Raw genomic sequence first — 23,730 nt, forward strand, 5'->3', positions numbered from 1 at the left:
TCAGATGTTTCAAAAGATACTGATTGCCAATCGCGGAGAAATTGCCTGCCGGGTCATTCGCACGGCGCGCAAGCTTGGCATTGCCACCGTCGCAATTTATTCCGATGCCGACGCCCACGCGCTGCATGTGGAGATGGCCGACGAGGCGGTGCGGGTCGGCCCTGCCATTTCTGCGCAAAGTTATCTGAATGTCAGTGCGATCATAGAGGCGGCGAAGGAAGCCGGCGCAGAGGCTATCCATCCGGGCTATGGGTTTCTCTCCGAAAATGCCGGTTTCGTGGATGCTGTCGAAGCGGCCGGGCTTGTCTTCATCGGCCCATCGGCCAAAGCCATTCGCGCCATGGGGCTGAAGGATGCCGCCAAGGCGCTGATAGAAAAGGCAGGCGTGCCTGTCGTTCCGGGCTATCACGGCGATAATCAGGATGGAGCTTTCCTGAAAAGCGAGGCCGACCGGATCACCTATCCTGTGCTCATCAAGGCGCGTGCGGGCGGTGGCGGCAAGGGCATGCGCCGTGTCGATCAGGCAGCTGATTTTGCGGCGGCACTGGACAGCGCGCGCCGCGAGGCGGAAGCCTCTTTCGGCGATAGCGCGGTGCTGGTCGAAAAATACATGACGAAGCCGCGCCATATCGAGGTGCAGGTCTTTGGCGACAGTCACGGCAATGCGGTGCATCTGTTCGAGCGCGATTGTTCGCTGCAACGCCGCCACCAGAAAGTCATCGAGGAAGCGCCTGCGCCTGGCATGACGCCGGAAATGCGCGCCGCCATGGGCGAGGCTGCGGTCAAGGCCGCGCTCGCCATTGGCTATTGTGGCGCGGGTACGGTGGAGTTCATCGCCGATGTTTCGGAGGGGCTGCGGCCGGACCGTTTCTTCTTCATGGAAATGAACACCCGTCTGCAGGTGGAGCATCCAGTGACGGAAGCGATCACTGGCCTCGACCTTGTCGAATGGCAATTGCGCGTGGCGTCCGGCGATACGCTTCCGAAACGACAGGACGAGCTTTCCATAAACGGCTGGGCTTTCGAGGCGCGGCTTTATGCGGAAGACCCGGCACGGGATTTTCTGCCTGCAACCGGCAAGCTTGCTCTGTTCGCGCCGCCTGAAAATGCCCGTGTCGATTCTGGTGTGCGAACCGGTGACACGATCACGCCGTTCTATGATCCGATGATCGCAAAGATCATCGCCCATGGCGCAACGCGCGATGAGGCACTAAACCGGCTTGATGCGGCACTAAACAAGACCCGGATTGCGGGCCTCGTCACCAATCGCCAATTTTTGTCGGCGCTTTGCAACCTCGAAGCTTTCCGTACCGGTGATGTCGATACCGGCCTGATCGCACGCGAGACGGCGACACTGTTCGCCGATAAGCAGCTTTCGGATATTGCCTTTGCGCTGGCAGCCCTTGGTGCGCTCGATCTTCTCGATACGCCGCAGACAAATGATCCATGGATGAGGCTGCGCGGGTTCCGGCTTTGGGGCGAGGCATCGCGCTCGGTTCTGATCGATCATCACGGCGAACGCCGCACGGTCAGCTTCACGACCAGGGGCGACGGACATTTCGGTTTTGCTCTCGGCACCATCGAAATTCGTGAGCATAAGAACGGGCTGCTTCGCTTTGCTGTCGATGGCCGCGTATCGGAGGCGTCCGTTATGCGCATCGGACATGATGTAATGGTGCAGCTCGAAGGTCGTGACACCATATTTCATCATGTGCAGGCGATAGGTGCGGAAGAGGATGCTTCGAGCGAAAGCCGCATCCTCTCGCCGATGCCGGGGCGGGTAGCGCTTGTTTCCGTCATGGAGGGTGCAAGCGTCGCCAAGGGCGATCCGCTGGTGACGATGGAAGCGATGAAGATGGAGCTGTCACTGACTGCGCCGCGCGACGGCAAGGTTGCGTCGGTAACCGTTGTAGCGGGCGATCAGGTCAATGAAGGCGCATTGCTGATTGAACTGGAGGAAGAACATGGCTGAACACGTAGAAATCGTTGAAATGGCAGCACGTGATGGCCTGCAGAATGAAAAGCGGTTTGTGCCGACAGCCGACAAGATCGCGCTGATCGACCGCCTGTCGGGCTGCGGCTATGCCCGCATCGAGGCGACGAGTTTCGTCAGCCCCAAATGGGTGCCGCAATTGGCAGATGCGGCGGAAGTCATGGCCGGGATTCGCCGCGCCAACGGCGTGCGTTATTCGGTGCTTGTGCCCAATATGAAGGGCTATGAGCTTGCCGCCGCCGCCAATGTCGATGAGATCGCGGTATTCATTTCCGCCTCGGAAGGCTTTTCGAAAGCCAATATCAATTGCACGATCTCTGAGAGCATCGAGCGGCTGTCGCCAGTGATTGGTGCCGCGATCAATGACGGTCTGGCCATTCGCGGCTATGTGAGCTGCGTGGTCGAATGCCCCTATGACGGGCCAGTGGCCCCGCAAGCGGTTGCCGATGTGACCGAGCAGCTCTTCTCGCTCGGCTGTCACGAAGTAAGCCTCGGCGACACGATCGGGCGCGGTATGCCGGACAAGGTCGCGGCGATGCTTGACGCGGTGCTGGCCATTGCGCCTGCACATAGCCTTGCTGGTCATTACCACGACACGGGAGGGCGTGCGCTCGACAATATCCGCGTCAGTCTCGAAAAAGGCCTGCGGGTGTTCGATGCTTCGGTCGGTGGCCTCGGCGGCTGTCCTTTCGCGCCGGGCGCCAAGGGCAATGTCGATACGGTTTCCGTTGTCGAAATGCTGCATGGATTGGGTTTTGAAACCGGCCTCGATCTGGACAAGCTAAAGTCGGCGGCTTTGTTCGCTGAGGCGCTGCGTCAGGATAAAGCCGCATGACGACGTTCGAGACGATCCAGATTGCCGTCGATCAGCGCGGTGTGGCCGCGCTGACGCTCAACCGCCCCGAACAGCACAATGCGCTCTCCGGTCGGATGATTGACGAGCTTCTGACGGCGACGCTGCATCTGGCGGACAATGACGCCGTGCGCCTCGTGGTCCTGACCGGCAATGGTACCAGTTTTTGTGCAGGCGGTGATCTGGGATGGATGCAGGAACAGGTGAAAGCCACGCGCGCCCAGCGGATTGAGGAAGCGCGCAAGCTCGCCCTCATGCTGAAAGCATTGCGCGATCTGCCCAAGCCGCTGATCGGGCGCATCAACGGGCAGGCCTATGGCGGCGGCGTCGGTCTCATCAGCGTCTGCGATGCGGCGATCAGCGTTTCCGGCGCGCGCTTCGGGCTGACGGAAACAAAGCTCGGCCTGATACCGGCCACCATCAGCCCCTATGTGGTGGCGCGCATCGGGCAGGCGAATGCGCTGCGCACATTCACCTCGGCGCGGCTTTTTGATGCCGAGGAAGCACGGCGGATCGGGCTCGTCCATGACGTGGTCGAGGCCGAACGTCTCGATGCGGTAGTGGAGGCGGAGATCAAACCCTATTTTGCCACAGCGCCCGCAGCCGTTGCGGCATCCAAGCGGCTGGTTCATGCGCTGGGCGCGCCGATAGACGAGGCCGTCATAGAAATGACACTGACCCGTCTTGCAGATACATGGGAAACGCCAGAGGCCGCAGAGGGAATCGCGGCCTTTTTTGCGAAGGAATCGCCATCATGGAAGGGAGGGAACTAAGACTTTGGGAGGAGCCGATTTTCGTTGTAGTTGCGGGCACTTGGCCCCTTGCAATCGGAAGCCGGAAATGCATTCTTATTACATCATGAAAGCTCGCTCCCGTTCCGGAGCATGATTCCGAAAGGGCAGATGCAATTTCGGATAATATTATGGCTCGGACCTCTTCAATGAGTGGGGGGCGCGCTTTTGAAGCGCATCCCGAAAAGTGTGAAACGGTTTTCGGATAAGATGCGCGTTGATGCATATGATTTAGAGCGTCTGGCGCTCTAAATCGCCCTTTGAGATCATGCGATGAACAAAAGGGAGGGCCCGGCAATCGGCAGCGCGGATGCGCTGAGATTTGACCGGCAAGGGTTGTATCGGGGCCGTCGGAGGACGCTGCCCCACCAAAGGAGAAAAAGAATGAACCTGAAACTTCTGTCCAGCGTGGCTTTCGCAGCTACACTCGGCTTTGCCAGCGCCGCCTATGCTGACATCACCATCGGCGTCGTTGCACCGCTGACGGGTCCTGTCGCTGCTTTCGGTGACCAGGTGAAGAAGGGCGCGGAAACCGCCGTTGAAGTCATCAACAAGGCTGGCGGCATCAAGGGCGAAAAAGTCGTTCTGAAGTTTGCCGACGATGCCGGCGAACCGAAGCAGGGCGTTTCCGCCGCCAACCAGATCGTCGGCGACGGCATCAAGTTCGTCGTCGGCCCGGTCACGACCGGCGTTGCCATCCCTGTTTCCGATGTCTTCTCGGAAAACGGCGTTCTGATGGTCACCCCGACCGCCACCGGCCCGGATCTGACCGCCCGCAATCTGGAAAACGTGTTCCGCACCTGCGGCCGCGATGACCAGCAGGCTGAAGTCATGGCCGATTATGTCCTGAAGAACTTCAAGGACAAGAAGGTCGCCGTGATCCATGATAAGGGTGCCTATGGCAAGGGTCTGGCCGACGCTTTCAAGGCGGCGATCAACAAGGGCGGCATCACCGAAGTCCATTATGATTCGGTCACGCCGGGCGACAAGGATTTCAGCGCGCTCGTCACCAAGCTCAAGTCGGCTGGCACTGACGTCGTCTATTTCGGCGGCTACCATGCCGAAGGCGGCCTCCTCTCGCGTCAGCTTCATGATGCTGGCATGCAGGCACTGGTGCTCGGCGGCGAAGGCCTGTCCAACACCGAATATTGGGCAATCGGCGGCACCAATGCACAGGGCACGCTCTTCACCAATGCCAAGGACGCCACCAAGAACCCGGCTTCCAAGGATGCTATCGAAGCGCTGAAGGCCAAGGGCATCCCGGCTGAAGCCTTCACCATGAACGCTTATGCTGCTGTGGAAGTCATCAAGGCTGGTATCGAGAGCGCCGGTTCGGCTGACGATTCCGCTGCGGTTGCCAAGGCGTTGCATGAAGGCAAGCCGATCGAAACCGCTATCGGCACGCTGACCTATGGCGCAAACGGCGACCTCAGCTCGCCGAGCTTCGACATCTTCAAGTGGGATGACGGCAAGATCGTCGGCCTCGAATAAGATCGTTGTGGTTTTAGAATAGAAAAACGCCGGGGTTTTCCCCGGCGTTTTGCATTTGTGAAGCTGAAAACTGTCAGGAACCGGTATAGCCGAGCTCCGCCTCAATGGCCTCGAATGTCTTTTCCATCGCGTAGGTGGGGCTCAAGGGAAAGCCGAAATGTCCGTAGGCAATGGACATCTGCCGTTCGGCCTTGCTTTCGCTGCCCTTCGCGACTGCCGCCACGTAGAGCGCCGCAGCCAGACCGGTACGGTCGGCACCGGATTTGCAATGGATGAGCACCGGCTTCTCCGCATTCTGCATCAGGGCGATGAGCTGTCTGGTTTGCGCGCGGTTCAGTTCCCGCCTCGACGACATTTCGAAGTCAGCGTGGTTGATGCCGAGCGTCTTTGCAGCCGCGATCTCATCATCATACCATTTCGAGCCCGGTTCAGGGCCGCGCAGATTGATGATGGTCTTGATGCCGTAAAGCTTTTGCAGGGAGGCAATGCGTGCAGCATCGGGCTGGTTGGAGCGATAGGCCTGCCCGTCGATGATGGTGTGCACGTTGCCCTTATATTGCAGCGTATAAAGATAGCCGCCCATGACGCTCAAGCCGACAAGTAGCCCAAGCCCGGTCAGCCGGGCGTAAGTGAAGGACCAATCGACATATTTCCGAAAAAACGACATAGGGGCCTCATTCGAATGAAAGTAAATCATAAAATATATCTGCTTGAAAATTTCTTCTTGGATTTCGCGGCAAATATACTAAGATTTAGACTTAATCTTGTCCAAATGAACAAGAGTTTCATTTTTTCTGTTTGAGTTATTTTTAAAATGCAACCCCGCGAATGTGTGGGAAATGTGTTGGAGCAAGCGTTTGCGTCAGTTTGTGGTGTCGGTAAATCGCGTTGGTTTTTCGTGGCTTAAGCTTCGGTTAACCATGACTGTTTAATCTACGATCATGTGCTGGGGCAGATAGCGGAGCAGGTTTATGCAGCGCTACAGATTTGACGATAAACGAATTCTGATCGAGGCGATTGTTGAGTTACTCAACCGGGGCGTAGAGCCCGACGAACTTGATCTTGTGCTGAGCCGGATCGGTCCGGTCGATCTTGATTTGATGCGGCAATGCCTGATCGAGGTGTGGAACTACAACCATCCCGATGTGGCGGAAACGCCGATGGCGGCCTGACGACAGGTTCTGCGGCCCCTTTGGGCGCAAAGCTTCAGGCGTCGGAAACGAATATCATGAGCGGCGATCTGCGGAAGCGGGTTGAACGCGGACGACATGGCGCGCGATCAGGCGCTCACGGAAGAATACGGCAGTTTCAGGCAACGGTTTGTGGGCCGAAACTGTCGGGGCAGGGCCGGGTTGAACCGGTTTTGGAGCAATCTGGCTGCTGCCCGCAATGTCATATTCCTGAAATGCAGACGGGTTATATCCATATGCGTATCGGGAATTCACTTGGGATCGTGACCACGGATGTACTGGCGCAAACTCAGGTGAAAGCGGAAGGTCGGGTTCAACCCGGCCTTTTTCGCTTTTGGGATGTCTCTGAGAGCCTGAATCAAAAAGCGGCAGGCCGTGGCGAAAATGGTGATTTTCGAGTATCGGAGCGCAATGTACTTAACGTACATGAGCACCGGAACGCAGGAAATTGCCATTTGCAGACCGGCATGGCGACTTTTGGAACAGGCTCTGAAGGGCGCAAAGCAACTGCGCAGGGGACCGGTTCGGTCCGAGCAGATAAGCCCATATCAAAAAAGAGTTCGAATACTGACGGCAGGCGAGTTCCAGCAGGGTTTGATTCGAGAAATGGCTTCCGATGCTGATCCTGATGTTGTTCCGTTCCACCGGATGTAGCGGAAGCATTTTCTCTGTTTGATAAATACCGTATGAGAGAAGTTGCACGACGCCATTTCCAGAGGCGGCGCGCTCTTATTTTCAATCACGGAAACCGTTCATGATACGTCATATCGTTCTCATCAAATTCAGGCCCGAAGTCGGAGCAGCGCAGATCGAAGAGGAGCTGCATGCCGTCGTAGCCCTCAAGGACAAGATTGGCGGCATCCTGTCCATCACGGCAGGCGAAAACAACAGCCCGGAAAATCTCGAAAAGGGATACCGGCACGGCTTTGTGGTCGATTTCACGGATAGCGCGGCGCGGGACGCCTATCTTCCGCATCCCGAACACGCGAAGGTCGGCAAAAGCCTCGTTGAAGCATCAGAAGGCGGTATCGAAGGCATATTGGTTTTCGACTACGCGCTCTAATTATTTGTTTTGAACCGCGCATCCCGAAAACCGTTTCACACTTTTCGGGATGCGCTCTAAAGCACCAGCCCACCCACTCCCATGAGGGAAAGATCGTCGGCGGAAAGCGCAATACCAGCCATCAGGCGATCCAGTACCCAGTCGAGACTGTTTTCGCGAGCGCTGCGGGCCGATCCGGGAGCGGCGACAACATATTTGCCGTCGTGCTGGCCCAGAACCAGCAGATTACCGGGATCGACCGGCATGCCGATGCGCAGGATTTCGCCGCCTGAGATGCGGATCGACTGCGGTACGATATCCGCCTCGTCAGCAACCGCCGAGGCGCTGAAAATCACGATGATGTCGCAGGCCGGGCTGACTTCCATGATCGCTGCTGCCAGTGCCGACTGAACGTGCGCGACGCGCTTTTCGCAAACAAGCGTTCCGCCATTTCGGGCGGCTCGCTTTTCCATCAGCTCGCGGGTCTTCTCAAGAACCGTCTCGCGGATCGAGGGGAGGCGCGACTGGATCAGCCCGATCCGCGCGCCATTGAAGGGATAGATGTGCAGGGCAGGCCGCGCATCGGGGCCGATTTCCCGCAACAGGATTTCCGGCACGGCAAAAGGAATGATCTTGACGGTGGCGATCATCTGTCCGGCTTCCACCCGAACATGATTGCGCAGTGTTGCGATGGAAATGCGCGCATCATGTGCATTGATCGCATCGATACGGTCGGCATCTGCCGAAAATACGCCGTTCTTCCGGGCATGCAGGTTGACACGCCCGGTCGTAGCGCCACCGATCTCCACTTCGTCAGAAGCAAGCATGCTCCCAACGGCAAGTGCGGCCTGATCCTCGCCGATATCGCCCTTTTCCAGGCGTGCAGCCAGAACCGAGCCTATGCCTGCCTCCCGCAACAGAGCGAGATTGAGGCTATCGAGAACCGTGCCTTTGCGTAAAGTGAGCGCACCTGCCGTCATCGCATAGCCGAGAATTGCACCTTCGGCTTCATCGAGCAGCATTTCGGCAAATATCATTTCTACCCCCAATTCCCTCGCGCATTTTCAATAAGCATACATGGCGGGGAAGATAAACCGTCTCTGCGCTCCGGTTCTTTGTCGAAGGTCATCCCGCTCCATAAACGTCGGGCGTGGGTAGGGATGAAAGCCGCTTCACAGTTTTCGGGATGTGCATAATTCGCGGTAAATTCCTATCACGATCCCGTTTATTCACGGGATAAGCGGCGGTTTTCATCTTGCAAAGCCCAGGCTTTGGGCCTATTCGCTCCGCCGCACCTGACAATTGGCGACCCATTTAGGCAGCCGTCGGATGTTGATCCCTTTACGAGGATCAATGGTTTAGAGCATGTCTCCCAAAAGCGCGAACCGGTTTTGGGATAAAGACATGCGTGAAAACAAAGAGACAGAGCCGTTCCTGCGATTCCGTTCTAACCGGAACCGCTCTCGGACCAGATATATGCTATAAAAAATGGTTAGAGCGCATTGCTTAATATGACGGCCCGCATCAGCGATAGGGCCGGATTGTTCGAACGAAATGCCCAATTTTGGGCGCGACATTACGATCCAGCACAATTTTCGTCAGGCACGTGACAAACGGGATTATTCGTTATAACGGTACTTTTGGAAATTTCAGAATTTACCGAAAACTAGGAAATGACGCATGCGCCGGAGATGAAACTCTGCGCGCAGGATGGAAAGACAAATGAAACACGGCACCCCCCGGACGATCGTTTCGTTCGCCGTCTTGGCCCTCACGGCGTTTCTCGCCGGCTGCGAGAACCAGGTCCTGCTTTCCCCGAAAGGGGAAGTCGGCATGGCAGAACGCGATCTCATCCTTTTTGCGACCGGCATCATGCTGCTTGTCGTGCTTCCCGTCATCTTCATGACGCTATACTTCGCATGGAAGTACCGCGCCTCGAATGAGAAGGCGGATTACCAGCCCGACTGGCACCACTCGACCAAGATCGAGCTGGCCGTCTGGCTCATCCCGTTGGCGATCATTGTCGTTCTCGGCTCGGTCACCTGGATCAGCACCCACAAGCTTGATCCGTATCGCCCGCTGGAATCGAACGCGAAGCCGATCAATGTCGAAGTCGTCGCGCTCGACTGGAAATGGCTTTTCATCTATCCGGATCAGGGCATCGCCACCGTCAACGAGATGGCAATGCCGGTCGATGTGCCGGTCAACTTCAAGCTGACCGCCAGCAACATCATGAATTCCTTCTTCATCCCGCAGCTCGGCAGTCAGGTCTACACCATGCCAAGCATGCAGACGAAGCTGCATCTGGTTGCCAATCATGCAGGCGAATTCGACGGTATCTCCGCCAACTACAGCGGTCAGGGCTTTGCCCAGATGCGCTTCAAGGCACATGCCTACAATCAGGCCGACTTCGACAAGTGGGTGGCCGATGTGAAGGCAAAGGCGAATGGCGAAGAGCTGAGCCGCGACCGTTACGCCTCGCTGGTCCAGCCGAGCGAAAAGGTTCCGCCGCAGTTCTTCACCTATAGTGACCAGGCGCTGTTCCACAACATCGTGAACCGCTGCTGGGACGGCAAGTCCGTCTGCCTCGACGATGAAATGCATCGTCAACAGATGATCCGCGAAGCCCGCTCAAATCTGCGCAAGTCTTCGCCTGTCGATTTCAGCCAGTGGGCGAGCGACATCATCTGCGCAGTCCAGCCGCAGCGCCTTTCGCAGCTCGAAAACTGATGTGCCGATAGGTCCGTGATCTCGCAAGAGGTCACGGCCATCCGCATTCAATCCTTTGTTTCACGCGGTTTCGGAAAGATGGCCGTCTTGTGCCGTCCCGGAATTGCTCCAATCGAAGCGTGATAAAAATGTTCGGAAAACTTACGCTCGAAGCGATACCCTATCACGAGCCAATCATCATGGTCACTTTGGCCGCGGTGGCTGGCGGGGCACTCGCTATTCTGGCAGCCATTACCTACTATCGCAAATGGGCTCCGCTCTGGAACGACTGGCTGACGTCGGTCGACCACAAGCGCATTGGCGTCATGTACATCATTCTGGCACTCGTGATGCTGTTCCGCGGCTTCTCGGATGCCGTCATGATGCGCGCCCAGCAGGCTCTTGCCTCGGGTGCGAATGAAGGCTTCCTGCCGCCGCACCATTACGATCAGGTCTTCACCGCTCATGGCGTGATCATGATCTTCTTCGTGGCGATGCCTTTCATCGTCGGCCTGATGAACTTTGCAGTGCCGCTTCAGATCGGCGCGCGCGACGTGGCTTTCCCCTACCTCAACTCGCTCAGCTTCTGGCTGACGGTTGCCGGTGCGATCCTCGTCAACATCTCGCTCGGTGTCGGCGAATTCGCCAAGACCGGCTGGCTGGCCTATCCGCCGCTCTCCGGCAAGGAATTCAGCCCGGATGTCGGTGTGGATTATTATATCTGGGCCTTGCAGATTTCCGGCATGGGTACGCTGCTTTCAGGCGTGAACCTCATCACCACCATCATCAAGATGCGCGCCCCCGGCATGAGCATGATGCAGGTTCCGGTCTTTACCTGGACCGCTCTCTGCTCGAACGTGCTGATCGTTGCTGCCTTCCCGATCCTCACCGTCACGCTGGCCCTGCTTTCGCTGGACCGCTATCTGGATTTCCACTTCTTCACCAATGATGCCGGTGGCAATCCGATGATGTATGTGAACCTGATCTGGATCTGGGGGCACCCGGAAGTCTATATTCTGGTTCTGCCATGCTTCGGCATCTTCTCGGAAATCGTGGCAACCTTCTCCGGCAAGCGCCTGTTCGGCTACAAGTCGATGGTTTACGCCACCGTTGCGATCACCATCCTGTCGTTCCTGGTCTGGGTCCATCACTTCTTCACCATGGGTGGCGGTGCCAACGTCAACGCCTTCTTCGGCGTGGCGACGATGATTATCTCGATCCCGACAGGGGCGAAGGTCTTCAACTGGCTCTTCACCATGTACAAGGGCCGCGTTCGCATGGAAACGCCGGTCATGTGGACCATCGGCTTCATGTGCACCTTCGTCGTCGGCGGCATGACGGGCGTTCTGCTTGCAGTTCCGCCGGCAGACTTCGTGCTACACAACTCGGTGTTTCTGATTGCCCACTTCCACAATGTGATTATCTCGGGCGTTCTGTTCGGCTGCTTTGCCGGTCTCGTCTACTGGTGGCCGAAGGCTTTCGGCTTCAAGCTGAATGAACGTCTGGGCAAGAATGCATTCTGGTGCTGGCTCGTCGGCTTCATCCTGGCCTTCATGCCGCTCTACGTGCTCGGCCTGATGGGCATGACCCGTCGTCTGAACCACACCGAAAATCCGGCATGGCACATCTACCTCATCGTTGCTGCCGTCGGCGTTGCGATCATCCTTTGCGGCATCGTGTTCCAGGTTCTGCAGATCGCGGTTTCGATCCGCGACCGCGAAAAGCTGCGCGACAACAACGGCGACAGCTGGGGTACGGGCCGTACGCTGGAATGGTCGCTGGCTTCGCCGCCTGCCTTCTACAACTTCGCTGAAGTTCCGCATGTGCGTGATCATGATGGCTGGTGGGATATGAAGCAGAACGGCTATGTACGCCGTACCGAAAAGTTCGCGCGTATTCATATGCCGAAGAACACCGGCACCGGTTTCATCATCGGCATTCTGAACATTCCGCTCGGCTTTGCTCTGGTGTGGCACATCTGGTGGCTGGCGATCGCCTCTGCCCTCGCTGTGCTGGCCGTTGCCATCGCTCACTCCTTCAATAATGACAGAGACTTTTACGTCTCGGCCGAAGAGGTGCAGGAAGTCGAAGACCTCCGTACCCGGCAACTGACTGCTCAGGAGGCCTGATTCCGATGAGCGCAAGCATTTCAACCGCCGCGCCGTTTACGGGCGGAAACGAGCACCCCGCTCACGAGGACCATCACGATGCAGGGTCGACCACACTGGTCGGCTTCTGGATCTACCTGATGAGCGACTGCGTCCTCTTCTCGGGGCTCTTTGCAACCTATGCCGTTCTGGCGCATCAGTTCGCGGGCGGTCCGACCGGTCGTGAACTGTTCGATCTGAACTTTGTTCTGATCGAAACCATGCTCCTGCTGGTGTCGTCGCTGACCTATGGTCTGGCAACGCTTTCGATGTTCAAGAAGAACCGCGCAGGCGTTCTGTTCTGGCTGGGCGTCACCTTCCTGCTGGGTGCAGCCTTCCTCGTGATGGAAATCTATGAATTCAATCACCTGATCCATGAAGGCGCGGGTCCGGGCCGCAGCGCGTTCCTCTCGGCCTTCTTTGCGCTGGTGGGAACCCATGGTCTTCACATCACGTCCGGCCTGATCTGGATTCTGGTGCTTTCCGCCCAGCTTCTGCGTGACGGTCTGACGGAAAAGAACCAGACGCGCGTGATGTGCCTCAGCCTCTTCTGGCACTTCCTGGATATTATCTGGATCGGCGTCTTTACCCTTGTCTATCTGTTGGGTGTACTGTGATGAGCTCTGCACACGAAACACATGACCACGGCGCGAGCCACGGCAGCCTGAAGACCTATCTGATCGGCTTCGTGCTGGCGGTCGTTCTCACCGTCGTTCCATTCATGCTGGCCATGAACGGCTACTTCACGCCGGGAACCACCGCCGCCATCGTGCTCGGTATCGCTGTCGTCCAGATCCTGGTGCATCTGGTTTACTTCCTGCACCTCGATCCGAAGTCGGAAGGCGGCTGGAACATTCTGGCGCTCATCTTCACGGTCATCATTCTGGCTATCGTGCTTGCCGGCTCCATCTGGGTCATGCATCACCTCGATACCAATATGATGCCGATGTACATGTCGCCGGAAGACGTGCGCAATCTGCCTTAGAGCGCATCCCGAAAAGTGTGAAACGGTTTTCGGATATGATGCGCGTTAAAACAAACAGTTAGAGCGCCGATCTGATTCAATCAGATCGAAACGCGCTCTGACGGGGCCTGCCGGATGTTTCCCTGCAGCAATGCTGCGGGGATGCATCCGTGAGCCTCAAAAAGCTGGCCTGACGGCCCGTGATCGCGGCTTTATCCTCCCTCTCTCCCCCCAAAGCCGCGTGGCGTCCCGGTTCCCTCCGGGGCGCCTTTCTTTTTGTCGGTTGCTCAACGCTGTCTTTAAAATTTTAATCAATTTGCTGTAATTCAGGCGTCATTTATTGTAAAATAAAGATGATCGTATTTAATATAGAAGAGTAGAAAATAATAATATATGCCGTAAATTTACCATTATTGCGCATGTTGTTTGCATCGTGTACAATATCAACATAGATTAGCTCGTGTTTGATACTTATTGCGTCTCTGTTCGATCGCTAATCTGGAGAAGATGCGATGTCTTTATTTAAGGGAATGCTTACTAATAATCGTATTCTAGGTGCGGCTGTTATTGCTGCGGCTCTGTTCACGCCCGCCATCGCCTCGGCTGCAACGGCCTATGTCTCGGCCTCGGTCAATGTCCGCTCAGGCCCCGGTTCCAATTACGGGCGGCTTGCGGCTCTTCCTGCCGGTGCGACGGTCAATGCCGGTTCCTGCCGCAACGGCTGGTGCCAGATCTACAACGGTAGCAGCGTTGGCTGGGTTTCGGCGCGCTATGTCCGCTTCGGTTCCTATAGCGGTCCCGCCTATGCAGCACCGTCCAGCACCACGGTGATCGTCAATAATGACGGCTACGGTGACGGCTTTGGCCTCGGACTTGGGCTTGGCTGGGCGACCGGCGGCTATTGGGGTCCTGGCTGGGGCGGCGGCTGGGGTCCCGGCTGGCGCGGCGGACCGAACTACGTCAACGGCTGTATCGGGCGTAATTGCCAGTCCAATCGTGGCGGCTGGAATAACCATTGGGGCCGCGGCCCGCAGTGGAATGGCCGTGGTGGATGGGGCGGACACGGATGGCCCAATGGCCAGATACGTCGCAACTGGGGTCCCGGTCCGGTGATCCGTCAGGGTGGTTTCGGCGGCTTCAACCGTCCGACATTTGCCAATAACGGCTTCGGCGGTTTCAGAGGCGGAATGGGCGGTGGCGGCATGCACTTCGGCAATATGCGCCCGATGCATGCCGGGCGCTGACCGGCATCGTTCAAAACTGCAAGACATAGCCTATCTTGATCAGGTCGTTTCTCCCTCCTCCCAATGACCTGATGGACGGCTCGCCAGCAGCACCCCCGCCGGCGAGCCGTTCCGCTTAGAGCGCATCCCGAAAAGTGTGCAACGGTTTTCGGATAAGATGTGCGTCAGACAAACAGTTGGAGCGCATCCCGAAAAGTGTGCAACGGTTTTTGGACAAGATGCGCGTAAAAAACGTTAGAATGCCGATCTGATTCAATCAGGTCGAAACGCGCTTGGCGGGCCTGTTTCCGCAATCAAGGCGGAAGGTGTGCTTGACTGCTTCAATCCTGACGGGAATTTGCAATGGTGTGGTAACGTTAATACTCCATTGACTGAAATGGTCCATATCTAGCGTTGTTGCTTGGACTTCCGTTCTCCCTATGGTAATCCCTGAATCGTCCTGGGCTGGGGGTGATGAACGGGACGCCGCCAGGCGACCGCATAGACAGGAACCGGACAGTAGCGCGTATGACTTGGAGTAACAGGACGATACAGGGAAGGAGCATCGCCGTGCTTTTGCTGGCGGCGCATTTTTCCTCCTTCGCGATGTCGCCTGCATTGGCGTTCGAGATCTTCGGTGTTCGTCTGTGGGGCGAGGACAAGAAGGAAGATCCCGATATCATCGACCCCAAGACCTACACTGTCGAGGTCACGACCACCGGCGACCGCAAGAATGCGGACGGCACGGAAGCCGATCTGAAATCCACGATTGAAGGCGCTTCAGGCCTCGTATCCGATGCAGAAAGACCTGCTTCTGGCTCAGCCGGCCTGCTGGCCAAGGCGCGCGGCGATTATCGCCGCATTCTGGCCGCGCTCTATGGCGAGGGCCGCTATGGCGGCACGATTTCTATTCTGGTCGACGGCCGTGAGGCAAACGACATTCCGCCCGACGCGGAAATCCCCAATGATGCCAAGGTTGCGATCACCGTCGATCCCGGCCCGCAATTCCTGTTTTCGCGCACGGCGATTTCCAATATTGCGCCGCCGCCGGTCGACAAGCGCGATCATGTGCAGTCGCCGGAAGATGCCGGCTTTGCGCCCGGACAGGTGGCGCGATCCGGCACGGTCATCAAGGCCGAACGCCTTGCCGTCGAGGCTTGGCGCCAGCAGGGCTATGCCAAGGCGCGGGTTACCGGCGAAGACATCGTTGCCGACCATGCCGACAACCGGGTGGCCGCGGATGTTTCGCTCGACCCCGGCCAGAAGGCGCATTACGGCCCGGTCAGCGTCGTTGGAACGGCGCGCATGGACCCGCAATTCGTGGCCTGGATGACCGGGCTGAAAGAGGGCCAGGAATTCGATCCGGACGATATCGAGAAAGCCAAGAAGCGTCTCGGTCGCATGGAAGTATTCCGCGCCATGAGTTTCGAGGAAGCCGAAAAGATCGAGCCGGACGGCAGCCTGCCGATGACGCTCAACGTGCAGGAGCGCAAGCCGCGCCGCTTTGGCTTCGGTGCTGAATATTCGACCATCGACGGCTTCGGTCTGACCGGCTACTGGATGCATCGCAACCTGTTCGGGCGCGGCGAGCGCCTGCGTTTCGACGCCAAGATCAGCGGCATTGGCGGCACGCAGGACAATTCCTTCGACCCGAAGAACTTTACCTATCTTCTGGGTACAACCTTTACTAAGCCGGGCGTCTATACGCCGGATACGGATTTTGTCGCATCGCTCGACGCCAAGCGCGAAGTGCTGGATGCCTATACCGAAACTTCGATCAATGCGAAGACCGGCTTCACGCAGATATTCAGTGATGAATTGTCAGGTGCGCTTTATGCCAAGGCGAGCCAGGGTCACTTCGATGACGACGTCTTCGGTTCGCGCGATTTCACCACGGCAGGACTGGAGGGCAATCTCCTCTATGACAGCCGCAACAACAAGCCGGATCCGAGCTCGGGCTTCTATCTGGAAGGCAATATCCAGCCCTTCTACGAATTCCAGTACGGCAATTTCGCCACCCGTTTCACCGCCGAAGGCCGTACCTATTACGGCTTTGGCGAAAAGGACCGTGTGATCCTTGCGGGCCGTCTCAAGGTCGGTTCTATTGTCGGCGCCTCCATCGAGGACCTGCCGCCGAGCCAGCTGTTCCTGGCAGGTGGCGGCGGCTCGGTTCGCGGCTACGGCTATCGCAATATCGGCGTCAGCGCAGGCAATGGCGAGATCATCGGCGGGCGCTCGCTTGTCGAGGCCAATGGCGAAGTGCGCACCCGCATCACCGATTCCATCGGCGCAGTGGCATTTGTCGATGCCGGTTATGTCGGCGAAAAGTCGTTTCCCGATTTCTCGGAACAGATGCGTGTCGGCGTCGGTGGCGGTCTGCGCTATCTGACCGGTCTCGGACCGATCCGCCTCGATGTCGCCGTTCCGCTCAACCGCCGCTCGGGTGATCCGAGCTATGGCTTGTACGTAGGTATAGGACAGGCGTTTTGACCAGATTTCTCGCAATCATCGCCTTCGTCGCTTTCGCCGTCACGGCAGTCATCTTCGGCTGGCCGGAGCGGGAAACTCCGGTGCTGGCCCACGCTCAGGAAAATGCTCAGGTAAATACTGGAGCGCAACAGCCGGGCAGTTCGGAAGCTCAGCCCGAAGAAGAGAAATCCTATTTCCTGTCTTTCGTGGAAAGCCAGCTTTCCGCGCCGAACCGCCGTATTTCCATTTCCGGCATCAGTGGTGTTCTGTCTTCGGAAGCAACCGTCGGCTCGATCACCATTGCCGATCGCGAGGGCGTCTGGCTGCGTATCGAGAATGCCAAGCTGAACTGGAGCCGCACCGCGCTTCTCGTTGGCCGTCTCAGCATCCAGTCCCTTGCCGCCGAGCGCATCGACATCATTCGCAAGCCCTTGCCTGACAACAGCCTGCCGTCGCCGGAATCGTCGACATTCAGCCTGCCGGACCTACCGATTTCGATCAATCTCGATCAGCTTGCCATTGCGCGCCTGCATTTCGGGCCGGAGATTTTCGGCCTCGAATCGGAAGTGTCGGCCAATGGCAGCCTGTCGCTCGCCGATGGTTCGCTGGATTCCAATTTCGACATCAAGCGCCTTGACGGTCCTGGCGGAAATTTCGCGCTTCGTGCAGCCTATGCCAATGCCGACCAGAAGGTCGATCTCGACCTGAAAGTTTCGGAACCGGCCAATGGCATCGTCGCCAACCTGCTGAATATCGATGGCCATCCTCCGGTCGATCTCACTTTGAAAGGTGCCGGTCCGCTTGACGAGTTGAAGGTTGACCTGGCGCTCGATACCAATGGCAGCCGCACGCTGACAGGCGAATTCGCGCTCAACCGGCAAGGTCAGGCGCCCGATGGCGGACGTGTTTTCTCCGCCCGTTTCAATGGTCCGATTGCGGTTCTGGTGCCGCCGGTATTCCGCGATTTCTTCGGTTCCGATACGGTTCTTTCCGCTGATGGCTTCCTCAAGGATGCAGGCGGTTTCCGTCTTGACGATCTGGCATTGAACAGCGCTGCCTTGAAGCTGAAAGCTTCTGCCGAAACCGGCAATGACCGCTTCCTGAACAAGCTGCGTATCGATGCTTCGATTGCCGATGAAAGCAAGGGGCGCGTGCTCCTGCCGGTCAAGGGCGCCGAAACCTATATCGACAATGCAAAATTCCAGGTCGCTTATGGTGATCGCCCGACCAATGACTGGACGGGAACGCTTGCCATTGCCGGTCTCAAGAACGCAACGATTTCTGCCCAGAGCATTGCACTCGATATGGGCGGCGTTGCTGAAAACCTGGATGATGCCGCCAATCGCCATATCACCTTCAAGGTCAATGGCGGGATGGACGGCATTTCGGCAGAACGTGCGGAAATCGCCGAGGCGCTTGGAAGCAAGATTGCGCTTGCCATCGATGGCGCGTGGCGCGCCGGTTCGCCGGTTGAACTGGCGCAAGCCAATATTGCCGGCAACGGTCTAAGCCTCGATCTCAAGGGCAATATCGACGACTTTGCCTTCAATGGCGATATCGCCGCCAAGATTGCAAGCCTTGCGCCGTTCGGCGCTCTGGCAGAGCGCGACCTTGCAGGCAGTATCGATGTCAACGCCAAGGGCATTGTTCGCCCGGTCAGCGGTGCATTCCAGCTCGACCTCAACGGTACGGCGCAGAACATGCGCACCGGCACGGAAGCGGTTGACCGCATTCTCGATGGCGCTGTCAATTTGAGCGGTGCGCTTGGCCGCAGCGCGGAAGGTTTTTCAGCGCGTGATTTCCGCATCGGCAATGAACTGAGCGAGATCACCGCCAATGGTTCCTTTGCATCCGACAAGGCAAGTTTCGATTTTGGCGTGATGCTGTCCGATCTCAAGCTTCTTTCGGATCAGGCATCGGGTCGGATGACAGTCAAGGGCAGCGCGCGCGGCGACGACAAGCTGATCGCGCTGGCATTGCGCGCCGATGCGCCGGAGGGCACTCTGGCGGGTCGCAAGCTTTCCGAAGGCGGTCTCGATTTCAATGCCATGCTCGATGGCAATGCAAAAACAGGTGCTGCCCTTTCCGGCAAGCTTGCTGGCAGTGCATTCCTCAATGGCCAGCGTGTTGATCTTGGAACGCTGATCGACATCGTCAATGACGAAAAGCGCCTGACCGACCTCGTCTTCAATGCAGGCGGTGCGCATCTTTCGGGCAATGTCACCCAGACCGCGAAAGGTCTCCTGACGGGCGCGCTGAAGCTCGATGCGCCGGATATTTCCACCGCCGCAGCCCTGGCGCTGGCAGAGGCGACCGGCGCGGCCAATGCCGACATCACGCTTGACGCCAATGACGGCCGCCAGAATGCATCGATCACAGCCAATGCCAAGGACATCAAGGTCAATGGCAATCATATCACCTCGGCTGATATTGCCCTGACGGCAAAGGACCTGTTCGGGGTGCCGGTGGTTGACGGCAATGCCGCGGCGCGCGACATCATGGTCGGCACGTTCGGCATCGACAGCTTCGATGCCAAGGCCAACGCAACCGGGTCGAAGACCGATTTTACTGCCAACACCAAGCTGAAGATCGGTACGGTCGCCAGTGCTGCCGGTTCGCTGGAACCGAAGGATGGCGGTTTTGAGCTGGGTCTCGCCTCGGCCAATGTCAAGCAGGGCACGCTCAGCGCCAATCTGGCCGCTCCAGCCACCATTTCCATGAAGGGTGAGGAAATCTCATTCGGGGATATCGTCATCAATACGGGCGCAGATGCCAGCGCGGGGCAGGTCAAGGTGAATGGCGTGGTCGATGGTCGTCTCGATCTTTCGGTCGCCCTTTCCAATCTGCCGCTGGCTCTCGCCAATACGTTCAAGCCGGAACTGGGGCTTGGCGGCACGGTCAACGGCACGGCTCGCATCACTGGCACGAAAGAGGCGCCCAATGTCGCTTTCGATATGGCGGCGCGCGGTGTGACAGCCGCCGAGCTTAAAAAGCAGGGCATTGCGGCTCTCAATGCGGATGCCAAGGGTACTTCGGCCAATAATCGGCTCAATGTCGATGCGCATGTAACCGGAGGCGGCGGCATTGATGTGCGCGCCAATGGCGGCGTGCCACTCGGCAAGGGAGACCTCGCCATCGACGTCAATCTCGCCAATCTTCCGCTGACGGCGCTGAACGGTGCGGTCAAGGGACAGGATCTTGCCGGTAATGTTACCGGGACAGCGCGTGTCACCGGGCCGCTCACCAATCCTGCGGCGACGTTCAATCTGCGCGGCACCGGTCTTGCGGCCAAGCCGCTGCGTGATAACGGGCTTGCACCTCTGACCCTGCAGGCGGCAGGCAGCTACGCCGCCATGGCCATCGACTTTTCGTCGCTGACCGTCGATGGTCCACGCGGCCTCAATGTCACCGCCAATGGCAAGGTGCCGTTCTCGGGACAGGGGCTTGGCGTCAATGTCAATGGCAGCATTCCGCTGGCGCTCGCCAACCGCTTCCTGGCGGATCGCGGTGCGCAGGCAAACGGTACGCTGACGCTGACGGCCAGCGTTTCGGGCGGTTTCAACCGTCCGCAATTGCGCGGCATGTTCTCCACCAATGGCGCAACCTTTGTCGATCCGGACACCAATGTCCGCCTCAACAATATCAATGTCATGGGCAGTCTGGATGGCGAAACCGTCACGCTGCGCCAGGTCAATGCCGCGCTCAGCAGTGGCGGATCGGTTTCCGCCAGCGGTACGATCTCGACCAATGCCGAAGCGAATTTCCCGGCCAATATAGAGATCAAGCTCAATCGCGCCCGCTATGCCGACGGCAAGCTGGTCGTGGCAACCGTCGACGGCGGGATCACCATCAATGGACCGCTGATGCGCGATCCGCTGATTTCAGGCCGCATTGATGTCGATAGGGCAGAAATCTCGGTGCCTGAAAATCTCGGCGGCGGCGCGGCCTATGTTCCGGTTCGCCACAAGAACACGCCGAAGAATGTTCAGGTGACGCTTGATCGCGCCAAGGTCGAAACGCGCCGCAGCCGGGTGCCGACGCCGACAGCGCGTCCGACCGTGCCGCGCCTCGACGTTCTCATCAATGCGCCCAACCAGATTTTCGTGCGCGGTCGTGGCCTCGATACGGAACTGGGCGGACGTCTTCGCCTGACAGGACCTGTGACCGACATCAAGCCGGTTGGCTCCTTCGACATGATCCGCGGTCGCATCGGCATCCTCGGGCAGCGCATTACCTTCGACGAAGGCCATGTCACGCTGGTGGGCGATCTCAACCCGCAACTCAACTTCGTTGCCCGTTCGGAAGGCAATGAAATCACCGCAATCGTGACGGTGACGGGCACGGTCGATAATCTCGACATCAAGTTCTCGTCGACACCGGAATTGCCGCAGGATGAAGTGCTGGCGCAATTGATCTTCAAGCGCTCCATCGGCGAATTGTCGGCGTTCCAGATCGCGCAGCTTGCTGCTGCTGCGGCAGAGCTTGCGGGCGGTTCCAACAACTCGCTGATGAACAAGCTGCGCGCCGGGACAGGTCTCGACGATCTTGATGTCGTGACGGATGACAAGGGCCAGACGGCAGTTCGCGCCGGTCGCTATATCCGCGACAATATCTATCTGGGCGTGGAAGCCGGTTCAGGTGGCTCGACCAAGGGCACTGTCAATCTCGACATCACCCGCAACCTGAAAGCCAAGGGTGCGCTGGGAGCGGAGGGCGATTCCAGCGGCGGTATCTTCTACGAAAAAGATTATTGATCGCTGCCAATTATTGAAGGCAATCCGGGCCGGGTTTCATGACCCGGCCTTTTGCTATCTGAACACAATCCAGAATAGCAGTTTGTAGGCAAAAACTACATTTTCGCCATTAAATAGCCATGACATACATATGTTCGCCGCATTTGCCTTGGATTTTAAATCGATTAAATTTTCACAATCACTGCAATTTACGCTTTCAAACGGAATTTTCTGAGACGTTTGCGCGAGTTGTTTAACCGTTCTTCAACCATAAGAACGCAAATTGCTGTTGAGTATGGCGGTCGCTTGACGGCTGTGTTTCAACCCTTGTGTCCGGGTAATTTGCATGACCAAGTTCATTGACGATCTGAGCCGCCGCCGCTTCCTTTTCGGCACCGGAGCCGTCCTCCTCACCGGTGCTGCCGGTTGTAACCAAACGATGGATATGTCGGCCTTCCAGATGAATGTCGATCCGATGTCGACGGGCGGGATTACGCCGATGCGTCCGCAGATCAGCGTCGACCGCGATATCACGACGCCGGATGTCATGTATGCCGCCGTGCAGGAAGGGCCGTATTCACTGCCGGCAATTCCATATCAGAAAGTGCCGAAGCAGTTCCGCCGCCAGATCGTGCCGGACCCGACAGGACAGGCGCCGGGAACGATTGTCGTCAGCCTCAAGGATCATCTTCTCTACTATGTTCTGCCGGGCGGAGAAGCGCTGCGTTACGGTATCGGTATCGGCAAGGCGGGGTTCGAATGGTCGGGCACGGCCAATGTCCAGTACAAGAAACAATGGCCGGTCTGGACGCCTCCACCGGAAATGATCCAGCGCAAGCCGGAACTGGCGAAATATCGCAACGGTCAGGAGCCCGGCCCGCAAAACCCGCTGGGTGCGCGTGCGCTCTATATTTTCCAAAACGGGCGGGATACCGGCTATCGCATCCACGGCTCGCCGGAATGGTGGTCGATCGGCCAGTCCATGTCATCCGGCTGTATCCGCCTGATGAACCAGGACATCATCGATCTTTATAACCGCGTACAGGGGAAGGCCCCGATCATCGTCGGTTAAGCAATTGATTTCTCACAAAAAAGGCCGCACCAGATCTGGCGCGGCCTTTTCTATTTCAGTCTCAGCACGACTATTCGTAGCGCATCGACTTCGGCATAGCTTCGCCGAGCCTGATGAAATGGCGCAGCTCGGCGCGCAGATTTTCTGCCGAAGCCATATGGATCTGGCTCTGCGGCGCAACATCGTTGCGCACGATCTGGGTGGATACGCCCGGCATGACAAACGCTCCTGCGGTCAGGACGAGGGCGGCGGCAATGCCGAGGCGTCGTTCGGTTCTGGCCTGCATTTCTATCTCCTTGCGCCGGGTAAAGGCGACTTAAAATCTGGAACCACGTTCATTCGCAAAACGCTGGGACTTTTTCCGATCAAGGATCGATCTGGGCCCGATCTTGGACCAATCAGTGAAAAGTCGCGCGCGGCGTAAAATTCAAAGCGCTGTCGATGGCATGGATCGGTATTGGCAACAAAGTCTGGCCGAAATCAGCCAGCGTGTCGGCAAAATTGCGTGCAGCCCCTGCCACATCGTCGCAGCGGCGATGACAGGCAATCGCTTCAAGACAGGTATTGAGCAGCAGCGCGTCCTGATTCTGGATGCCGGAAATCAGTCCCAGCGTCAGGCATTCCTCACGGCAGACATGGTGCGAGTCGAACGGGAAAGCGCGCAACTGGCAACTGGCGCAATGGCGCAGCACGCGGATGAAATGCGACAGCTCGCTCACCGCGCGTTTTGCTTCCGAAGGCCCAAGCACTTCCGAATAGAGGCCCCAGGTCATTTCCCACGGGATGATCGAACCTGTCTCGAAACCCGCAGTCCAGCGGCGATAACCTTCCAGCACCAGCTTTTCCGGCAGGCGATCGAAATAGCCCGCAGTGTTGGCGCCGTTCAGTTGGGATATGCGCATATTCATGTCCGCCTCCCGTAGAAGCTACGGAATGAAGACATGCATGCGGGGTGTGAACCCTGCATTTTTGCCGAGGGACGTTCGGTTTCCCCCCGCACATTGCAATATCCGGTCGGCAAGAGACTGAGCTGCCAGGGCAGTCCGTCGACAT

The 23,730-nt window shown here is 57.8% G+C and carries 18 protein-coding genes and 1 pseudogene; 14 read left to right on the forward strand and 5 right to left on the reverse strand.

Translation table 11 applies throughout. The annotated features are described in order from the left end of the window. Positions 1-4 precede the first annotated feature (4 nt). From F9K94_RS11620 to F9K94_RS11640, 4 genes are all read left to right on the forward strand, one after another. The gene (locus F9K94_RS11620) at positions 5-1,972 is read left to right on the forward strand and encodes an acetyl/propionyl/methylcrotonyl-CoA carboxylase subunit alpha (protein WP_151645758.1); all 1,968 of its coding nucleotides are present in this window, start codon (positions 5-7) and stop codon (positions 1,970-1,972) included. Next, complete coding sequence (locus tag F9K94_RS11625) at positions 1,965-2,828, forward strand: hydroxymethylglutaryl-CoA lyase (RefSeq protein WP_151645760.1); 864 nt, start codon at positions 1,965-1,967, stop codon at positions 2,826-2,828. The genes F9K94_RS11620 and F9K94_RS11625 overlap by 8 nt, the downstream gene beginning before the upstream one ends. After that, positions 2,825-3,619: a crotonase/enoyl-CoA hydratase family protein gene (locus F9K94_RS11630; RefSeq protein WP_151645762.1), complete on the forward strand. Its 795-nt coding sequence runs from the start codon at positions 2,825-2,827 to the stop codon at positions 3,617-3,619. Before F9K94_RS11625 ends, F9K94_RS11630 begins: the two co-directional genes overlap by 4 nt. A gap of 402 nt (positions 3,620-4,021) precedes the next feature. Continuing rightward, positions 4,022-5,128, forward strand: coding sequence for a branched-chain amino acid ABC transporter substrate-binding protein (locus tag F9K94_RS11640; protein ID WP_151645764.1), 1,107 nt, complete (start codon positions 4,022-4,024; stop codon positions 5,126-5,128). Positions 5,129-5,201: 73 nt separating this feature from the next. Here F9K94_RS11640 and F9K94_RS11645 read toward each other — a convergent pair whose 3' ends face one another. Next, a complete protein-coding gene (locus F9K94_RS11645) occupies positions 5,202-5,795 on the reverse strand; it encodes a tyrosine-protein phosphatase (RefSeq protein WP_151645766.1) in 594 nt (197 codons plus the stop codon). 304 nt (positions 5,796-6,099) lie between these two features. On the opposite strand from F9K94_RS11645, the gene F9K94_RS11650 reads away from it, so the two are divergent. Further along, complete coding sequence (locus F9K94_RS11650) at positions 6,100-6,300, forward strand: hypothetical protein (RefSeq protein ID WP_010657850.1); 201 nt, start codon at positions 6,100-6,102, stop codon at positions 6,298-6,300. Between the two features lie 362 nt (positions 6,301-6,662). Here F9K94_RS11650 and F9K94_RS11655 read toward each other — a convergent pair. Continuing rightward, positions 6,663-6,773: pseudogene (locus tag F9K94_RS11655) on the reverse strand (flagellar basal body P-ring protein FlgI); the annotation flags it as partial. Between the two features lie 299 nt (positions 6,774-7,072). Between F9K94_RS11655 and F9K94_RS11660 the strand changes: the two are divergent. Then, positions 7,073-7,381 (forward strand): Dabb family protein, encoded by a 309-nt coding sequence (locus F9K94_RS11660; RefSeq protein ID WP_151645768.1) that lies wholly within the window; start codon positions 7,073-7,075, stop codon positions 7,379-7,381. A gap of 56 nt (positions 7,382-7,437) precedes the next feature. Here the strand turns inward: F9K94_RS11660 and F9K94_RS11665 are convergent, their stop codons facing one another. Then, complete coding sequence (locus F9K94_RS11665; protein ID WP_151645770.1) at positions 7,438-8,397, reverse strand: molybdopterin-binding protein; 960 nt, start codon at positions 8,395-8,397, stop codon at positions 7,438-7,440. Between the two features lie 685 nt (positions 8,398-9,082). Between F9K94_RS11665 and cyoA the strand changes: the two genes are divergently transcribed. From cyoA to F9K94_RS11705, 8 genes are all read left to right on the forward strand, one after another. After that, complete coding sequence (gene cyoA, locus F9K94_RS11670) at positions 9,083-10,090, forward strand: ubiquinol oxidase subunit II (protein WP_061344738.1); 1,008 nt, start codon at positions 9,083-9,085, stop codon at positions 10,088-10,090. A gap of 128 nt (positions 10,091-10,218) precedes the next feature. Continuing rightward, entirely contained in the window at positions 10,219-12,198 is a 1,980-nt protein-coding gene (gene cyoB / locus F9K94_RS11675; RefSeq protein WP_151645772.1) for a cytochrome o ubiquinol oxidase subunit I, read from the forward strand. 5 nt (positions 12,199-12,203) lie between these two features. Beyond that, positions 12,204-12,833, forward strand: a complete 630-nt coding sequence (gene cyoC / locus F9K94_RS11680) for a cytochrome o ubiquinol oxidase subunit III (RefSeq protein WP_109987153.1) — start codon at positions 12,204-12,206, stop codon at positions 12,831-12,833. Then, the gene (locus tag F9K94_RS11685; RefSeq protein ID WP_010657856.1) at positions 12,833-13,201 is read left to right on the forward strand and encodes a cytochrome o ubiquinol oxidase subunit IV; all 369 of its coding nucleotides are present in this window, start codon (positions 12,833-12,835) and stop codon (positions 13,199-13,201) included. The genes cyoC and F9K94_RS11685 overlap by 1 nt, the downstream gene beginning before the upstream one ends. A 491-nt stretch (positions 13,202-13,692) precedes the next feature. Then, positions 13,693-14,424: an SH3 domain-containing protein gene (locus F9K94_RS11690; protein ID WP_151645774.1), complete on the forward strand. Its 732-nt coding sequence runs from the start codon at positions 13,693-13,695 to the stop codon at positions 14,422-14,424. A gap of 507 nt (positions 14,425-14,931) precedes the next feature. After that, entirely contained in the window at positions 14,932-16,893 is a 1,962-nt protein-coding gene (locus F9K94_RS11695) for a BamA/TamA family outer membrane protein (RefSeq protein ID WP_441293535.1), read from the forward strand. Beyond that, positions 16,890-21,626 (forward strand): translocation/assembly module TamB domain-containing protein, encoded by a 4,737-nt coding sequence (locus F9K94_RS11700; protein WP_151645776.1) that lies wholly within the window; start codon positions 16,890-16,892, stop codon positions 21,624-21,626. Before F9K94_RS11695 ends, F9K94_RS11700 begins: the two co-directional genes overlap by 4 nt. Before the next feature lie 325 nt (positions 21,627-21,951). After that, entirely contained in the window at positions 21,952-22,677 is a 726-nt protein-coding gene (locus tag F9K94_RS11705; RefSeq protein ID WP_061344744.1) for a L,D-transpeptidase, read from the forward strand. 70 nt (positions 22,678-22,747) lie between these two features. Here the strand turns inward: F9K94_RS11705 and F9K94_RS11710 are convergent, their stop codons facing one another. Both F9K94_RS11710 and F9K94_RS11715 read right to left on the reverse strand, forming a co-directional pair. Beyond that, positions 22,748-22,963 (reverse strand): hypothetical protein, encoded by a 216-nt coding sequence (locus tag F9K94_RS11710; RefSeq protein WP_151645778.1) that lies wholly within the window; start codon positions 22,961-22,963, stop codon positions 22,748-22,750. A 112-nt stretch (positions 22,964-23,075) separates the two neighbouring features. Next, positions 23,076-23,585, reverse strand: a complete 510-nt coding sequence (locus F9K94_RS11715; protein ID WP_192799296.1) for a hypothetical protein — start codon at positions 23,583-23,585, stop codon at positions 23,076-23,078. Between the last annotated feature and the right edge of the window lie 145 nt (positions 23,586-23,730).

The sequence above is a fragment of the Brucella tritici genome (genome assembly GCF_008932285.1).
Lineage (GTDB): Bacteria > Pseudomonadota > Alphaproteobacteria > Rhizobiales > Rhizobiaceae > Brucella > Brucella tritici.

Bases quoted from the DNA above. Each gene is read 5' to 3' on its own strand.
- F9K94_RS11620 (WP_151645758.1), top strand. From the start codon at position 5: ATGTTTCAAAAGATACTGATTGCCAATCGCGGAGAAATTGCCTGCCGG.
- F9K94_RS11625 (WP_151645760.1), top strand. From the start codon at position 1,965: ATGGCTGAACACGTAGAAATCGTTGAAATGGCAGCACGTGATGGCCTG.
- F9K94_RS11630 (WP_151645762.1), top strand. From the start codon at position 2,825: ATGACGACGTTCGAGACGATCCAGATTGCCGTCGATCAGCGCGGTGTG.
- F9K94_RS11640 (WP_151645764.1), top strand. From the start codon at position 4,022: ATGAACCTGAAACTTCTGTCCAGCGTGGCTTTCGCAGCTACACTCGGC.
- F9K94_RS11645 (WP_151645766.1), bottom strand. From the start codon at position 5,795: ATGTCGTTTTTTCGGAAATATGTCGATTGGTCCTTCACTTACGCCCGG.
- F9K94_RS11650 (WP_010657850.1), top strand. From the start codon at position 6,100: ATGCAGCGCTACAGATTTGACGATAAACGAATTCTGATCGAGGCGATT.
- F9K94_RS11660 (WP_151645768.1), top strand. From the start codon at position 7,073: ATGATACGTCATATCGTTCTCATCAAATTCAGGCCCGAAGTCGGAGCA.
- F9K94_RS11665 (WP_151645770.1), bottom strand. From the start codon at position 8,397: ATGATATTTGCCGAAATGCTGCTCGATGAAGCCGAAGGTGCAATTCTC.
- cyoA (WP_061344738.1), top strand. From the start codon at position 9,083: ATGAAACACGGCACCCCCCGGACGATCGTTTCGTTCGCCGTCTTGGCC.
- cyoB (WP_151645772.1), top strand. From the start codon at position 10,219: ATGTTCGGAAAACTTACGCTCGAAGCGATACCCTATCACGAGCCAATC.
- cyoC (WP_109987153.1), top strand. From the start codon at position 12,204: ATGAGCGCAAGCATTTCAACCGCCGCGCCGTTTACGGGCGGAAACGAG.
- F9K94_RS11685 (WP_010657856.1), top strand. From the start codon at position 12,833: ATGAGCTCTGCACACGAAACACATGACCACGGCGCGAGCCACGGCAGC.
- F9K94_RS11690 (WP_151645774.1), top strand. From the start codon at position 13,693: ATGTCTTTATTTAAGGGAATGCTTACTAATAATCGTATTCTAGGTGCG.
- F9K94_RS11695 (WP_441293535.1), top strand. From the start codon at position 14,932: ATGACTTGGAGTAACAGGACGATACAGGGAAGGAGCATCGCCGTGCTT.
- F9K94_RS11705 (WP_061344744.1), top strand. From the start codon at position 21,952: ATGACCAAGTTCATTGACGATCTGAGCCGCCGCCGCTTCCTTTTCGGC.
- F9K94_RS11710 (WP_151645778.1), bottom strand. From the start codon at position 22,963: ATGCAGGCCAGAACCGAACGACGCCTCGGCATTGCCGCCGCCCTCGTC.
- F9K94_RS11715 (WP_192799296.1), bottom strand. From the start codon at position 23,585: ATGAATATGCGCATATCCCAACTGAACGGCGCCAACACTGCGGGCTAT.